Origin of the sequence: Pseudomonas sp. B26(2017), from assembly GCF_002113045.1 — a bacterium.
Taxonomy (GTDB): domain Bacteria; phylum Pseudomonadota; class Gammaproteobacteria; order Pseudomonadales; family Pseudomonadaceae; genus Aquipseudomonas.
Genome location: NZ_NEJJ01000009.1, coordinates 55,092 through 70,942, shown reverse-complemented (window position 1 = coordinate 70,942; position 15,851 = coordinate 55,092). Strand labels below are relative to the sequence as shown.

Here is a 15,851-nt window from a genome sequence, read left to right as displayed (position 1 = left end):
CCGATTCCTTCAACGCCGACTGTGTTGGCGACCAGTATGCCGTGATCGGCCCCCGGCGCGCGATCACTTGCCGCGATTGAGCCGCCGCAGATTGCCGAGCACCGATTCCAGCGCCCGGTCGAACAGCAAGGTGTCATCCAGCGCCCGCACCGCGCCGCGACGAAACGCCAGGGCCAGTTCCGTGCGATCGCGCTCCAGCACTTTCATCCCGGTACGGTCGACAAACACGTATTTGCCGGTGGCTTCGATGATCGCCGCCAGTTTGCAGCGCAGGGTGTGTTCTTCATCTTCCTCGAACGCCACCCAACTGCCCAGGCGCAGCTGATCGACCTGGCGCAAACCTGCATCGTCTGCCGGCAAACGCGCCGGCGTGCGTGGCTGCAGGCCGTCATCGGCAATCTGCAAGACAATCGTCTGCGATACTTCGATCATTTCCGGCAGTGTGGTCTGATCCGGTTCGCTGGACGGATCGAGCAGGCGTACATGCAGCGCTTCCAGTTCGCTGAAAAAGCCGCTGGTGGCAAACGGATCGAAGGCCGAAGTGCTCAGGCCGTCGCGCAATGACTTGAGCAACCCCGGCACCAGCGCCAGCAGGCGCAGACCCGCTTTGGCGTCGTCGTGGCGCTGCACGCTCCAGATCAATTGCTCCATGGTCTGCACGTCGGCGTGCCATTCAGCGGACTGATCGCCGTGCTTGAGGCAGGTCAGCAGCAACACTTTGCTCCAGGCGTCCTGCACGAATGTCACCACCGACGGTGGCAAGACTTTGCCCAGCAACGCCTGATTCAGCGCCTGCTCGACCCGCTGGCGGGCCAGTTCGGTTTTCGCCCGGCCCTCTTCGGCATCGCGCAAACGCTGTTCAAGCAGTTCGCTGCGACGGCGTTCGTCACTGGTGAACGCGAGGAAGTCTGCCAGCAACTCGGAAAAAATCGCCGGGTCATCGACAAAATCCGTCAGCAGGCGCTGCACCACTTGTTCGATGCGCAGGTACAGGCTGTCGCGCGCATTACCGTCGCACTCCCCCCAGCCCATCGCCGCTTCGGCGATTTCATTGAGCAAGCGGCGGGCCGGGTGGCTGCTGCGGCTGAAGAAGCTTTTGTCGATCACCGCGACCTTCAACATCGGGATCTGCAACCGCGCGATCAACGCCTTGAGCGAATCCGGCAGATTGCGATCATCGAGGATGCAGTCGAAGACCATGGCCACCAGATTGATCACGTCTTCGTCAGCCCCGCCGACAATTCGTGATTTGCCGCTGCGCACGCTAACCCGGGTCAGCAACTGTTCGAGCTGATGGCGCAGATCGAAATCGTCCTGCACCGCCAGCGCCGGCACGTATTGCTGCAAGTGCGAGAGCAGGCGCAGCAGGTCCCGAGTGGAAATCGGCTGGGCGGGAGCGCTGGGTTCCAGGGTCGGCGCAACCGTGCCGCGCACGTGCAGCAGCAACTCCTGCAACGCGGTGAAGACCTCCTGCACGCCCGCATCGGCCTGGGTTTTGTCGATGCCTTCGAATTCGCTCCGCACGCTGGCCACAGCCTGATCGATGGCGCGACGGGCCGGTGCCGGTTTGAGCTCGGGCAACACGCCCGTGGCGCTCAGCAGTTGGTTGGCTTCGGCGTAAAGTTGATCTGTGTCGGCCAGCACATAGCGCTCGAACAGTTTGAGCAGGATCAGTTTGACCTTGATCTCCACCCCCAGATTGCGCCCGGCTTGCAGGAAGTATTCGCAAAGCATCGCCGGACCCAGAGGGTTGTATTGATCGTCCAGAGTCTTGCCCAACAGCGCATTGAATCGCGCAGTCAGTTGGTCGAGGGCGAAACCGTCGCGATTCAGTACGCGGCCGACCATGGTCTCCACCGCGACCTTGCGCTCCATGTCATCGGTGCGCAGGGTGGTTTCCTCATGCTGCAAGGCGTGAGAAAGGACGGTAGGCGCGGGATCGAATTGAGTGAGGCCGATAAAGGCTTCGAAGAACTGCTCGAGAAAACCGCGCTCGATGTGCTTGCGCTTGAGGCGCAGGTCACGCATGGCCTCGAAAAAGATGTTCTGTTCGACGTCATTACGTGCCCGGTCGGCCATTTCGAACAGGGTGTCGTCGGCGTTATCGAACAAGTCCTGCAAACCGTTGCGCAGGCGCTGGGCAGCCTTGTCACGAACCTGAAGCAGAATCACAGGCAGGCGGGCGAGCGGCGAGTGAGTCGCCTGATCGGTAGTGGCCTTGTGCAGAGGCACTACATTCCCGTCGTTGTGCATCCAAGCCTCCTGAAACGGTGATTCGCCGACGTCAAAGTCATGGCGTCAAATGCAAGGCGGATTATCTTGCAAAAGATGTCCCCGGCGCCAGAGCCGTCAGGGTTTCCCCTATACGCCGACACCTTGCAGTGACCACGCCGAAATCCGGTTTGCTCAACAAAATCGACCGGATGCAGCGCTGCGTCGCCGTTCTCGCCTTGGGTTGGCCGACGCGATGCCCCTATAATCGGGCCACTTAGTTTGTGGAGCCCGTTATGCCGAATCTACGTCTCGCCGATTTGACCGCCGAAATCGAAGCCAACGTGCGCCGTGCGTTGCTCGAAGACATCGGCAGCGGCGACATCACCGCGCAACTGATCCCGGCCGAACGCCTGGCCAAAGCCACTATCATCACCCGCGACGCCGCCGTCATCAGTGGCACGGCCTGGGTCGATGCAGTGTTCCGCCAGCTCGATCCCCGGGTGGCGGTGCATTGGCAGGTGCGCGATGGGGAACGGGTTTCGCCGAATCAGCCGCTGTTTCATCTGGAAGGCCCTGCACGCTCGCTGCTGACCGGTGAGCGCAGCGCGCTGAACTTCCTGCAATTGCTGTCGGGCGTGGCGACCCGCGCGCAGTACCTGGCGGACTTCGTCGCCGAGACGTCAGTGAAACTGCTCGACACCCGCAAGACCCTGCCGGGCCTGCGCCTGGCGCAGAAATACGCGGTCACCTGCGGTGGCTGCCACAACCACCGCATCGGCCTCTACGATGCGTTCCTGATCAAGGAAAACCACATCGCCGCCAGCGGTGGCATCCCGCAGGCCATTGCCGCCGCGCACAAGATTGCGCCGGGCAAACCGGTGGAAATCGAAGTGGAAAGTCTGGAGGAACTGAAAGAAGCGCTGGCCGCCGGTGCCGACATCATCATGCTCGACGAATTGAGCCTCGATGACATGCGCGAAGCCGTGCGCCTGAACGCTGGCAAGGCAAAACTGGAAGCCAGTGGCGGCATCAACGAAAGCACGTTGCTGCCGATCGCACAGACCGGGGTGGATTACATCTCGATCGGCGCGATGACCAAGGATGTGAAGGCCGTGGACCTGTCGATGCGCCTGAGCATCTGAGGCAGTCGGGCAATAAAAAACGCCAGCCGTTTCGAGGCTGGCGTTCTTGTTTCAGACCACCAGATTGTTCATCTCGCAGTACTCTTCCCAATCGACACCCAATACTTCGGCCGCCTCCTTGTGCAGTTCCAGGCGCTTGGCCTCGAACTCCTCAGGCGTGCTGGTGTACTTGAGGGTCAACTCCCAAGGCTGCAGCCCCTGGGCTTCGGCTTCGTCTTCGAACGCCCACTGGATCTGGTCCTTCTGTTCATCGGGACTCAGGTCCTTGATCTCTTCCTTCAGATCCGGAACATCCAGGATGTATTTTCTAAGCGCTTCTTCGTGACGTTGCTCTTGAGTTAATTCGGTCATGGCGTTCTCGCTGATCATGGGAATGGAGGATGGATCTGGATCATCAAGGATCTCTCTGACGCGGACTGTCCGGCCTTCGGAACCATTCGGGATCATCTGAAAACTGCTGGGCGATGCTCATGCAGGCACCGAATATAGGACGTTTGCATGACGAATTACACGGCTCTTTACATCTCTCCCACAAAAAGTTGACCTGTGGAACATAAATGCCGGTTTAAAAGGATAACGGAGAGGTGGTGCCCGAGACAGGAATCGAACCTGCGACCTTCGCGTTACGAGTGCGCTGCTCTACCGGCTGAGCTACACGGGCGGTGGGCTAAACCTAGCACTGGTCTTGCAGGTCGGCAACTTTGCCGAATGACTCGATATTTCACGGACAAAAAAAATGCCCGGCCGTTTTCACGGCGGGGCATTTTCATTGCGCTAGGGCTGCGGGGTGATTAAACGCCCGAAGCCTTGGCAGCTGCCACGTCTTTGATGGACAGCTTGATACGGCCGCGGTTGTCCACGTCCAGTACCAGCACTTCCACTTCCTGGCCTTCTTTCAGGATGTCGGTCACTTTCTCTACGCGAGCGTCGCTCAGCATCGAGATGTGAACCAGACCGTCCTTGCCTGGCAGGATGTTGACGAATGCGCCGAAGTCGACGATGCGCTCAACCTTGCCGACGTAGATCTTGCCGATCTCGGCCTCAGCGGTGATACCCAGAACGCGCTGACGTGCTGCTTCAGCCGCTTCCTTGGTTTCGCCGAAGATCTTGATCGAGCCGTCGTCTTCGATGTCGATCGAAGCCTTGGTCTCTTCACAGATCGCACGGATGGTCGCTCCGCCTTTACCGATAACGTCACGGATCTTGTCGGTGTCGATCTTCATCGCGATCATGGTCGGAGCGTTGGCCGACAGTTCGGTACGCGACTGGCCGATGATCTGGTTCATCTGGCCGAGGATGTTCAGGCGCGCTTCCAGGGCTTGGCCCAGAGCGATTTCCATGATCTCTTCGGTGATGCCCTTGATCTTGATGTCCATCTGCAGCGCGGTCACACCTTTGGCGGTACCGGCTACTTTGAAGTCCATGTCGCCCAGGTGGTCTTCGTCACCCAGGATGTCGGTCAGGACGGCGAACTTCTCGCCTTCTTTAACCAGACCCATGGCGATACCGGCAACCGGTGCCTTCATCGGAACACCAGCATCCATCAGGGCCAGGGAAGCGCCGCAAACGGAAGCCATCGAGCTCGAACCGTTGGATTCGGTGATTTCCGAAACCACACGGATGGTGTACGGGAACACGTCAGCGGCTGGCAGCATGGCCGAAACCGAGCGACGGGCCAGACGGCCGTGACCGATTTCACGACGACCGGCGCCACCCATGCGACCACACTCGCCCACCGAGAACGGAGGGAAGTTGTAGTGCAGCATGAACGGGTCTTTTTTCTCGCCTTCCAGAGTGTCCAGCAGTTGCGCGTCACGGGCGGTGCCCAGCGTCGCGACGACCAGAGCCTGGGTTTCGCCACGGGTGAACAGTGCCGAACCGTGAGTCTTCGGCAGAACGCCGACTTCGATGTTCAGCGGGCGTACGGTGCGGGTGTCGCGACCGTCGATACGTGGCTTGCCGTTTACGATGTTTTCGCGAACGGTGCGGTATTCGATTTCGCCGAAAGCAGCTTTGACGTCGGCAGCCGAAGGCTGGCCTTCTTCGCCGGACAGCTTGGCGACGACCTGGTCACGCAGCTCGCCCAGACGCGCGTAACGGTCGGCCTTGATGGTGATGGTGTAAGCCTGGGAGATCGCTTCGCCGAACTCGGAACGGATAGCGGCCAGCAGCTCGGTGGCTTCTGGGGCAGGTGCCCATGTCCAGGTTGGCTTGGCCGCTTCGGCAGCCAGTTCTTTAACGGCGTTGATGACGACCTGGAACTCGTCGTGAGCAAACAGTACTGCGCCCAGCATCTGGTCTTCGGTCAGCTCTTTGGCTTCCGATTCAACCATCAGCACGGCGTCCGAAGTACCGGCAACGACCATGTCCAGGCTCGAAGCAGCTTGCTGCTCGTAAGTCGGGTTCAGCAGGTAGCCGGTGCTTTCGTGGAAAGCCACGCGAGCGGCGCCGATCGGGCCATCGAACGGAATGCCGGAGATCGCCAGGGCAGCCGAGGTACCGATCATCGCAGCGATGTCCGGATCGGTCTTTTTGCTGGTGGAAACGACGGTGCAGACAACCTGCACTTCGTTCATGAAACCTTCCGGGAACAGCGGACGGATCGGACGGTCGATCAGTCGGGAAGTCAGGGTTTCTTTCTCGGAAGGACGGCCTTCACGCTTGAAGAAACCGCCAGGGATCTTACCGGCAGCGTAAGTCTTTTCCTGGTAGTGAACGGACAGGGGGAAGAAGCCCTTGCCCGGATCAGCTTGCTTGGCACCGACTACGGTCACCAATACGCTGACGTCGTCGTCAACGGTGACCAATACTGCGCCGGAGGCCTGACGGGCGATACGGCCAGTCTCGAGGGTAACGGTCGACTGACCGAACTGGAATTTTTTGATTACCGGGTTCACGGTGTCCTACCTTCTTTGTGGCTCTTGGGGGAACTGGTTTCTTGCGAAATTCTTGGGCAACGTCGGGAATCGGCCCGCGGATTGTCCGGGTAAAACGGTAGTTCAGATAAAACTTGAGGCTGGGAGCCTGCCGGACGCCGGCGGAAACCCGCTGACGTCTGACAGACAACCAACCTCATAGCGCAATCGCTGATTAGCGACGCAGACCCAGGCGAGCGATCAGAGCGCTGTAACGGCTCAGGTCCTTGCCTTTCAGGTAGTCCAGCAGCTTGCGACGCTGGTTAACCATGCGGATCAGACCACGACGGGAGTGGTGGTCTTTACCGTTGGCCTTGAAGTGACCTTGCAGTTTGTTGATGTTGGCGGTCAGCAGTGCAACTTGCACTTCTGGCGAACCAGTATCACCAACAGCTTGCTGGTAGTCGGCAACGATTTGAGCTTTTTCTTGAACGTCGAGAGCCATGAGGCAATCCTTTTATCAGGAAACTGTTTAAAAAACAGTTTCAACAGGCCAGGGACAAATCCCTGTATCTATAAATGAGTAGTGACCGTGCCTGTTGACAGCCACACTCGCCGGCCTGCTGTTACACAGACCGGTTTCCGGTCATTCTGACCGAATCAGTCGACGCGGCGCGATACGCCCGTCTTCGCTCACTTCACCGATACCGATGAAGCGACCGTTGTGATCCTGTACCCGCACCATGCCGAACTTCGGAGCATCCGGGGCACGTACCGGCTGGCCGTTGAGCCAGTAGAACGCGCTCGCTTCCGAGAACTGCAGCAACGGCCAATCCTGCAGGCCGCTGTCCGATGGCATCAGGAAGCGGTCGACCGCTTCGTTGCCGCCTTCGGCATGTACCGCTTCCAGCTCTTCGAGGGTCACGGTCTGCGCCAGGGTGAAAGGCCCGGCCTGGGTACGACGCAGTTCAGCGACGTACGCACCACAACCGAGTTGCTCACCGATATCCTCCACCAGAGTGCGAATATAGGTGCCCTTGCTGCAATCCACCGCGAGTCGCGCAGTATCGCCTTCGAAGGCCAGCAATTCCAAGCGCGCAATAGTAACAGAACGCGGTTCGCGCTCCACTACTTCGCCTGCACGGGCCAGCTTGTACAGCGGCTGGCCATCACGCTTGAGAGCCGAGTACATCGGCGGTATCTGACTGATTTGACCGCGAAATTTCGGCAGGACCGCTTCAATGTCGGCCTGACCAACGGTCACCGCACGCTCCTGCAAAATCTCGCCTTCGGCGTCTGCCGTGGTGGTGGTCTTGCCCAGTTGCGCCAGGGTTTCGTAACCCTTGTCGGAATCGAGCAGGTATTGCGAGAACTTGGTCGCCTCGCCAAAGCACAGTGGCAGAACGCCGGTGGCCAGGGGATCGAGACTGCCGGTGTGACCGGCCTTCTCGGCGTTGAGCAACCAGCGAACCTTCTGCAACGCGGCGTTGGAGGTGAACCCCAACGGCTTGTCGAGCAGGATGATGCCGCTGACGTTACGACGGATACGTTTGACCTGAGCCACCGAGTTACTCCTTGGTGTCTTCGGGTGCAGCAGTTTCGTGCTGACTGTCTTCGGCCACCGCGCGCTCGATCAGAGCCGACAGGTGCGCACCACGGGCCACACTTTCGTCGTAGTGGAAATGCAATTGAGGCACGCTGCGCAGCTTCATTTCACGGGCCAGCTGCATGCGCAGGAAACCGGCGGCAGCATTGAGCACCTTGATGCTTTGCGCGATGTCTTCGGCGTTGTCTTGCCCCATCACGGTGATGAAGATCTTCGCGTGACCAACATCACGGCTGACATCTACAGCGGTAATGGTGACCAGGCCGACACGCGGATCTTTGACTTCACGACGGATCAGTTGGGCCAGCTCACGCTGCATCTGATCGCCGATACGTTGGGTACGGCTGTATTCTTTTGCCATGATTTTGTTACCTGTTACTGCCCCGCGGTGAAACCCGCAAGGTCTGAAAGCGGCAAACGCCCGGCCTGACTAAAAGCCAGACCGGGCGTTGCGTTTAGAGTCCTGACGCCGTGCCGCGCATTTTCATGCGACGGCCCGACGTGGCCCTTGAAGTGCGCGAGTCAGAGGCTGCGAGCAACCTGAACCTTCTCGAAGACTTCGATCTTGTCGCCGACCTTGACGTCGTTGTAGCTCTTCACGCCGATACCGCATTCCATGCCGGCACGTACTTCGGAAGCGTCATCCTTGAAGCGGCGCAGGGATTCCAGCTCGCCTTCGAAGATCACGATGTCTTCACGCAGTACACGGATCGGACGGTTACGGTGCACAACACCTTCGATCACCATGCAACCAGCGATCGCGCCAAACTTCGGCGAACGGAACACGTCACGGACTTCGGCCACACCGAGGATGTTCTCGCGAACATCGCTGCCAAGCATACCGGTCAGGGCTTTCTTGACGTCTTCGATGATGTCGTAGATCACGTTGTAGTAACGCATGTCCAGACCTTCCTGCTCGACGATCTTCCGTGCACCGGCATCGGCACGCACGTTGAAGCCGAACAGTACAGCGTTGGAAGCCAGTGCCAGGTTGGCATCGGATTCGGTGATACCACCGACGCCGCCACCGACCACGCGCACTTGCACTTCGTCGTTGCCCAGGCCGTTCAGAGCGCCCTGCAAGGCTTCCAGCGAACCACGGACGTCGGATTTGAGGACGATGTTGAGCGTCTTCTTCTCTTCCTGACCCATGCTTTCGAAGATGTTTTCCAGCTTGCCGGCGTGAGCGCGAGCCAGTTTGACTTCGCGGAACTTGCCTTGACGGAACAGAGCCACTTCACGGGCTTTCTTCTCGTCGGCAACCACGCTCATCTCGTCGCCCGCATCAGGCGTACCGTCCAGGCCGAGGATCTCAACCGGAATGGCCGGGCCCGCTTCCTTGATCGGCTTGCCGTTCTCGTCGAGCATGGCGCGCACGCGACCATAGTTCGAGCCAACCAGCACCATGTCGCCTTGACGCAGCGTACCGTCCTGAACCAGAACAGTCGCTACCGGGCCACGGCCCTTGTCCAGACGCGATTCAACCACGACACCACGGCCAGGAGCCGATGGAGTGGCGGTCAGCTCGAGAACTTCGGCTTGCAGCAATACCGCTTCAAGCAGTTCGTCGACGCCGGTACCCATTTTCGCCGAGACCGGAACGAATGGAGTGTCGCCACCCCAGTCTTCGGAGGTCACACCGTGGACCGACAGCTCGCTGCGGATGCGATCGAGATCAGCGCCCGGCTTGTCGATCTTGTTCACTGCGACTACCAGCGGAACGCCAGCCGCCTGAGCATGCTGAACAGCTTCGATGGTTTGTGGCATCACGCCGTCGTCCGCCGCAACCACCAGGATCACGATGTCGGTCGCCTTCGCACCACGAGCACGCATTGCGGTAAACGCGGCGTGACCCGGGGTGTCGAGGAAGGTGACCATGCCGCGTTCGGTTTCAACGTGGTATGCACCGATGTGCTGGGTGATACCGCCGGCTTCGCCAGCAGCTACCTTGGCACGACGGATGTAGTCGAGCAGCGAGGTCTTACCGTGGTCAACGTGACCCATTACGGTTACGACCGGCGCACGCGGAACCGCTTCACCTTCGAACTTCAGGGACTCGGCCAGGGAATCTTCCAGGGCGGTGTCGCTGACCAGGGTCACTTTGTGGCCCAGTTCTTCGGCTACCAGCTGAGCAGTTTCCTGATCAAGCACCTGGTTGATGGTCGCTGGAGTACCCAGTTTGAACATGAACTTGATGATTTCGGCAGCCTTGACCGACATCTGCTGAGCGAGATCGCCAACAGTGATGGTTTCGCCGATCTTCACCTCACGCACGACAGGGCCGGTAGGGCTCTGGAAACCGTGAGCGTTGCGTTTTTTCAGCTTGGACTTGCCGCGACCGCCGCGACGGAAGCCATCGCTTTCTTCGTCGGTAGTACGTGGCGCCACGCGTGGAGCCGGCGCCTTTTCCTTGACCGATGCGCGATGCGGAGCGTTCTTGCGCTCGCCATCACCACCGCCACGACGATTGTTGTCGTCGGCGCGTGGTTTGTCCGGACGGCGTTGTTCGTCACGCTTGCGAGTGTCGGCAGCTGGCGCAGCAGCCACAACCGGCGCAGCTTCGCGCACTGGTTCGGCCACTGGCGCAGGTGCAGCGACGGCTTCAGCAGGAGCGGACGGCGCAGCAGGCTGGCGACGCGCTTCTTCTTCGGCGCGCACACGGGCTTCTTCTTCAGCCTTCTGACGGGCAGCATTCTCTACCGCGCGACGTTCATCCAGTTCACGCTTGCGCTCGGCTTCGATTTCTTCCGCGCTACGCTGTACGAAAACTTTCTTCTTGCGGACTTCAACGCTGATGCTTTTGCTGCCAGCCACACGCAGGGTGCTGGTGGTTTTACGCTGCAGCGTGATCTTGCGTGGTTCTTCCACTTTCGCCTTGTGGCTGCTCTTCAAGTGGGTCAGCAGGGATTGCTTCTCACTGTCAGTCACATTTTCTTCGGCGGCGGTGTGCGGCAGACCTGCCTCACGCATCTGCTGCAACAGGCGCTCTACCGGTGTTTTGACCTCATCGGCCAGTTGTTTCACCGTGACTTGCGTCATGCACTTCTCTCCTCAGGCCGCGCCTAATTACTCGAACCAGTGGGCTCGGGCGGCCATGATCAACTTGCCGGCACGATCATCGTCAATGCCGTCGATGTCGAGCAGATCGTCAATAGACTGCTCGGCCAGGTCTTCGCGGGTAATTACGCCGCGCACCGCCAGTTCCATCGCCAAATCCTTGTCCATACCCTCAAGCGAGAGCAGGTCTTCGGCCGGATGGGCGTCTGCCAGCTTTTCCTCAGTAGCGATGGCTTTGGTCAACAAGCGATCCTTGGCACGAGCGCGAAGCTCGTTGACGATGTCTTCGTCAAAGCCGTCGATGTTGAGCATTTCTTCCAACGGTACGTAGGCAATCTCTTCCAGGCTGGTGAAGCCTTCGTCTACCAGCACCTGAGCCAGCTCTTCGTCGACTTCCAGCTCGTCGATGAAGTTGCGCAGGATGTCGCCGGTTTCTGCTTGTTGCTTAGCCTGGATGTCCGATTCGGTCATCACGTTCAGGGTCCAGCCAGTCAGCTGGCTCGCCAGACGCACGTTCTGACCACCACGACCGATGGCCTGAGCCAGATTGTCTGCGCCAACAGCGATGTCCATGGCATGGGCATCTTCGTCAACGATGATGGCCGCCACTTCTGCCGGCGACATGGCATTGATCACGAACTGGGCCGGGTTGTCGTCCCACAGGACGATGTCGACACGCTCGCCACCCAACTCGCCCGACACGGCCTGGACGCGCGAACCGCGCATACCGATGCACGCGCCTTGCGGATCGATGCGTTTGTCCTTGGAGCGGACAGCGATCTTGGCACGCGAACCCGGATCACGGGATGCGGCCATGACTTCGATCAGGCCTTCAGCGATTTCCGGCACTTCGATGCGGAACAGTTCGATCAGCATTTCCGGCGCGGTACGCGACAGGATCAGCTGAGGGCCGCGGTTCTCGGTGCGGATTTCCTTGAGCAGCGCACGCAGACGCACGCCGACCCGGAAGGTTTCGCGAGAAATGATGTCTTCACGGGCCAGCAACGCTTCAGCGTTATTACCTAGGTCGACGATCACGTTGTCGCGGGTCACTTTTTTCACGGTGCCGGAGATGATTTCTCCCAGGCGCTCGCGATAAGCGTCAACCACTTGAGCGCGCTCGGCTTCACGAACTTTCTGCACGATGACCTGCTTGGCGGTCTGTGCAGCGATGCGGCCGAACTCGATGGACTCGATCTTTTCTTCAACGACGTCGCCAACCTTGGCGCCAGGGTGCGTTTCAGCAACCTTGCTCGGCCAGGTTTCGATGGCCGGATCATCGAGATCATCCTCTTCGACGACCGTCCAGCGACGGAAAGTTTCGTAAGAACCGGTGTGGCGGTTGATTTCCACACGCAGATCAACTTCGTCTTCAAAACGCTTTTTGGTAGCAGTGGCCAGAGCCAGCTCCAGCGCTTCAAAAATTACGCTTGCCGGTACACCCTTTTCATTGGATACCGACTCAACAACCAGCAGTACTTCTTTGCTCATCGTACGCCTCGCCTTTCGCAAGCCATTGGATCCGCGGGATCCGCGTCTCAGTCAAAACTGGGAATAATGTTGGCCTTGTCGATCATATCGATCGGCAACAGGAATTCATGGTCATCTACCTGCACCACGACGTCCTGTTCTTCTACACCGCGCAGAAGGCCCTGAAAGTTGCGTCGACCTTCAAAAGGCGAGCGCAGCTTGATCTTCACTTGTTCACCGACATATTTGGCAAACTGCTCAAGAGTGAACAGTGGGCGTTCCATGCCTGGCGAGGAAACTTCAAGGGTGTATTCAACGGAGATCGGATCTTCAACATCCAGCACACCGCTGATCTGACGGCTGACGATGGCGCAATCGTCCACCAGTACGCCGCCTTCCTTATCGATATAAACGCGCAACATTGAGTGGCGACCTTGAGCCGAAAACTCAATACCCCAGCATTCATAGCCTAGGGCCACGACCACCGGGGCCAGCAAGGCCTGCAACTCTTCTAGCTTGCTCGACACCTGAACCCCCTCGTGCATGTATGTGCATGCTATGCAAAATAAAAAAATGGGCGAAACGCCCATCCTTGAAACGCCGTCGAACAGCGGCGTTGAAAGTGTCCAGCTAACAAAAAGCCCCTTAAAAGGGGCTCCTTAAACTGGTTGCGGGGGCCGGATTTGAACCGACGACCTTCGGGTTATGAGCCCGACGAGCTACCAGACTGCTCCACCCCGCGACAAAGCTGGGGCGGAAGTATACGACCGATCCCCTTTAGGGTCAATGTAACCTTCCACCTGCAAGAAAGCCCGCAACAGCGGGCTCTCCTGACTAATTGGTACCGAGAAGGGGACTCGAACCCCTACACCCTATGGGCACAACCACCTCAAGGTTGCGTGTCTACCAATTCCACCACCTCGGCAATACTACGTTTGAAACCCTTCTTACTTCTGCTCTTGAGCTGGAGGTACGTCAGTCGCTGGAGTAGCCGACTTTTGCTCTTGAAGCACCGGGACATCATCAGAAGCCGGTTGCTGCTTTGGAACTTCCAACACTGCCGGGTTTGGCAAACCTGCTTGAGTCAGCTGATGAGCCTTCTCTTTAGCAAAGTAACCTAACCCCAAGCTGGTTATGAAGAAACCGGCGGCAAGTATAGCAGTAAACTTACTAAGAAAGGTAGAGGAACCTTGGCTTCCGAACACAGTATTTGAAGCACCTGCTCCGAAAGACGCGCCAGCATCCGCACCTTTACCCTGCTGCAGCAAAACCAGAGCAACTACGCCCAACGCACCCAGCAGATGAAAAACGACTACGACTGTTTCCAGCATTTTTTCAGTTTCCCGCGGCGCGACAGATCGCACCGAACTCATCTGCATTCAGGGAAGCTCCACCAATGAGCCCCCCATCGATATCCGGCATGCCGAACAGTTCGACCGCATTGGCCGCCTTCACGCTGCCGCCGTATAGAAGCCGCACACCTCGTGCCACTTCAGAATTCTCTGCCGCCAACTGCTCGCGAATGGCTTTATGCACATCCTGAGCCTGCTGCGGCGTTGCAGTCAGCCCGGTACCAATCGCCCAGACCGGCTCGTAAGCGATCACTGCGTTGGCAAAAGCACCGACACCCAGCTCTTCTATGATACTGCCCAGCTGACGCCCGACAATCTCAAGAGTTTTTCCGGCCTCACGCTGCTCCAGGGTCTCCCCCACACACAATACCGGAATCAAGCCACATGCCTGTGCCGCTGCGAACTTGCGATTCAGCATTCCGTCTCGCTCGCCCATTATCTGGCGGCGTTCGGAGTGCCCGACAAGCACCAGGGAACAACCTGCATCCACCAACTGACTCGGCGCAATCTCGCCTGTCAACGCACCTTGCATGGATTCCACCGCAGAGTTCTGCGCACCGACCGAAATCGATTTGCCTTTCAAGCCATCAATCACCTGATTGATATGCAAGCAAGGCGGGAACACCGCGACATCAACACCGCTTGGCAAGGCCAGATGACGAAGGCCGTTGATCAGCTCAGCGACGCTGGCGCGGGTACCGTGCATCTTCCAGTTACCAGCTACCATAGGGCGACGCATGCTGTACCTCGTCGGTCAAAGTGGGCGCAGATGTTACCCAACACAATCATGGCTGGCAAGCCGAATCAGGCAGAAACTTCAGTTACCAGTTTTGCCAGCTCTTCGGCATAGCCACGAACCTGAGTTTCGTCCTCGCCTTCGACCATCACCCGCACCAGAGGCTCTGTTCCGGACTTGCGCAAAAGCACGCGACCACGACCCGCCATCGCCTGGGTCACGCGCGCACTCGCTTCCTTGACAGCCGGGTGCTCCAACGGGCTTTCGCCCCCACCGAAACGCACGTTGATCAGCACCTGCGGACATTTGCGCAATGCCTGACGAGTTTGAGCAAGCCCCTCGTTACGCGTCTTCAGCGCCATCAGCACTTGCAAGGCCGCGATGATCGCATCACCCGTGGTGGTGTGGTTGAAGCACACGACATGCCCCGAGTTTTCTCCACCGACCAGCCAGTTACGCTCCAGCAGTTCGGCGATCACATAGCGGTCACCGACATTGGCGCGCACAAAAGGAATACCCAAATCCGCGAGCGCGAGCTCAAGTCCAAGGTTACTCATCAAGGTACCGACTACACCGCCTTGCAACTTGTCGCGCTCATGAAGATCGCGCGCAATGATGTACAACAGTTCGTCACCATCAACAATCGCACCCGTGTGGTCGACCATCAGCACCCGGTCACCATCGCCATCGAAGGCGATACCCAGATCCGCATGTTCGGACAACACCGCCGCCTGCAATTGCCCCATATGCGTGGAGCCGCAGTTGTCATTGATGTTCAGGCCGTTAGGCTGCGCCGACAAAACGACGACCTCGGCGCCCAGCTCACGAAAAACACTCGGCGCCACTTTATAGGTAGCACCGTGTGCGCAGTCGATGACGATCTTCAGCCCGGAAAAACTGGTACCAGTCGGCACGGAGCTCTTGCAGAATTCGATATAGCGGCCGGACGCATCATTGATTCGCGACACCTTGCCGATCTTGCTCGACTCGACAACGGTCATTGGTGTATCGAGCAACTCTTCAATCATCAACTCCAGCTCATCGGGCAGCTTGGTGCCCTTGCCGGAGAAGAACTTGATGCCGTTATCGTCATGCGGATTGTGCGATGCACTGATCACGATCCCGGCCTCAGCCTGGAATGTACGCGACAAATAGGCGATGGCCGGAGTCGGCATCGGGCCGAGGAGCATGACATCGGCGCCCGCAGATGTCAGGCCAGCCTCAAGGGCCGATTCAAACATGTAGCCGGAAATCCGCGTGTCCTTGCCGACCAGCACCTTGCAGGCACCCATCTTGCGAAATGCCATACCGGCAGCCCAGCCGAGCTTGAGCATGAAGTCAGGAGTGATCGGGTATTCCCCGACACGACCACGAATACCGTCAGTACCAAAGTATTTCTTGCTCATAAGTGCTCCATCA

Annotated in this window: 13 protein-coding genes and 3 tRNA genes; 1 reads left to right on the top strand and 15 read right to left on the bottom strand. The window is 58.7% G+C overall.

Annotated features, from left to right (window positions below):
* Positions 1 to 63: 63 nt before the first annotated feature.
* On the bottom strand, positions 64 to 2,253 hold the full coding sequence (locus tag CAF79_RS14935; RefSeq protein ID WP_085698398.1) for a DUF1631 domain-containing protein: 2,190 nt from the start codon (positions 2,251 to 2,253) through the stop codon (positions 64 to 66).
* 254 nt (positions 2,254 to 2,507) lie between these two features.
* On the opposite strand from CAF79_RS14935, the gene nadC reads away from it, so the two are divergent.
* Positions 2,508 to 3,356 carry a carboxylating nicotinate-nucleotide diphosphorylase gene (gene nadC / locus CAF79_RS14930; protein ID WP_011332412.1) on the top strand — a complete coding sequence of 283 codons (849 nt, stop codon included), beginning with the start codon at positions 2,508 to 2,510 and terminating at the stop codon, positions 3,354 to 3,356.
* 51 nt (positions 3,357 to 3,407) lie between these two features.
* Here nadC and CAF79_RS14925 read toward each other — a convergent pair whose 3' ends face one another.
* The 14 genes from CAF79_RS14925 to glmM all read right to left on the bottom strand — a co-directional run bounded on the left by CAF79_RS14925 (position 3,408) and on the right by glmM (position 15,838).
* Entirely contained in the window at positions 3,408 to 3,707 is a 300-nt protein-coding gene (locus CAF79_RS14925) for a DUF6388 family protein (protein WP_085698564.1), read from the bottom strand.
* A 234-nt stretch (positions 3,708 to 3,941) separates the two neighbouring features.
* Positions 3,942 to 4,017: transfer RNA gene (locus CAF79_RS14920), tRNA-Thr, on the bottom strand.
* 130 nt (positions 4,018 to 4,147) lie between these two features.
* A complete protein-coding gene (pnp, locus tag CAF79_RS14915) occupies positions 4,148 to 6,253 on the bottom strand; it encodes a polyribonucleotide nucleotidyltransferase (RefSeq protein ID WP_011332410.1) in 2,106 nt (701 codons plus the stop codon).
* A 193-nt stretch (positions 6,254 to 6,446) separates the two neighbouring features.
* On the bottom strand, positions 6,447 to 6,716 hold the full coding sequence (gene rpsO, locus CAF79_RS14910) for a 30S ribosomal protein S15 (protein ID WP_085698397.1): 270 nt from the start codon (positions 6,714 to 6,716) through the stop codon (positions 6,447 to 6,449).
* Between the two features lie 141 nt (positions 6,717 to 6,857).
* The gene (gene truB / locus CAF79_RS14905) at positions 6,858 to 7,775 is read right to left on the bottom strand and encodes a tRNA pseudouridine(55) synthase TruB (RefSeq protein ID WP_085698396.1); all 918 of its coding nucleotides are present in this window, start codon (positions 7,773 to 7,775) and stop codon (positions 6,858 to 6,860) included.
* A gap of 4 nt (positions 7,776 to 7,779) precedes the next feature.
* A complete protein-coding gene (rbfA, locus tag CAF79_RS14900) occupies positions 7,780 to 8,178 on the bottom strand; it encodes a 30S ribosome-binding factor RbfA (protein WP_085698395.1) in 399 nt (132 codons plus the stop codon).
* Positions 8,179 to 8,339: 161 nt separating this feature from the next.
* Positions 8,340 to 10,856 carry a translation initiation factor IF-2 gene (gene infB / locus CAF79_RS14895; protein WP_085698394.1) on the bottom strand — a complete coding sequence of 839 codons (2,517 nt, stop codon included), beginning with the start codon at positions 10,854 to 10,856 and terminating at the stop codon, positions 8,340 to 8,342.
* Positions 10,857 to 10,883: 27 nt separating this feature from the next.
* The gene (nusA, locus tag CAF79_RS14890; RefSeq protein ID WP_085698393.1) at positions 10,884 to 12,365 is read right to left on the bottom strand and encodes a transcription termination factor NusA; all 1,482 of its coding nucleotides are present in this window, start codon (positions 12,363 to 12,365) and stop codon (positions 10,884 to 10,886) included.
* Between the two features lie 47 nt (positions 12,366 to 12,412).
* Positions 12,413 to 12,871 carry a ribosome maturation factor RimP gene (rimP, locus tag CAF79_RS14885; protein ID WP_039769696.1) on the bottom strand — a complete coding sequence of 153 codons (459 nt, stop codon included), beginning with the start codon at positions 12,869 to 12,871 and terminating at the stop codon, positions 12,413 to 12,415.
* Positions 12,872 to 13,009: 138 nt separating this feature from the next.
* Positions 13,010 to 13,086, bottom strand: a tRNA-Met gene (locus tag CAF79_RS14880).
* 97 nt (positions 13,087 to 13,183) lie between these two features.
* Positions 13,184 to 13,269: transfer RNA gene (locus tag CAF79_RS14875), tRNA-Leu, on the bottom strand.
* 22 nt (positions 13,270 to 13,291) lie between these two features.
* Positions 13,292 to 13,675, bottom strand: coding sequence for a preprotein translocase subunit SecG (secG, locus tag CAF79_RS14870; protein ID WP_011332406.1), 384 nt, complete (start codon positions 13,673 to 13,675; stop codon positions 13,292 to 13,294).
* Between the two features lie 4 nt (positions 13,676 to 13,679).
* Positions 13,680 to 14,435, bottom strand: coding sequence for a triose-phosphate isomerase (tpiA, locus tag CAF79_RS14865; RefSeq protein WP_085698392.1), 756 nt, complete (start codon positions 14,433 to 14,435; stop codon positions 13,680 to 13,682).
* Between the two features lie 65 nt (positions 14,436 to 14,500).
* Positions 14,501 to 15,838 (bottom strand): phosphoglucosamine mutase, encoded by a 1,338-nt coding sequence (gene glmM, locus CAF79_RS14860; RefSeq protein WP_085698391.1) that lies wholly within the window; start codon positions 15,836 to 15,838, stop codon positions 14,501 to 14,503.
* Between the last annotated feature and the right edge of the window lie 13 nt (positions 15,839 to 15,851).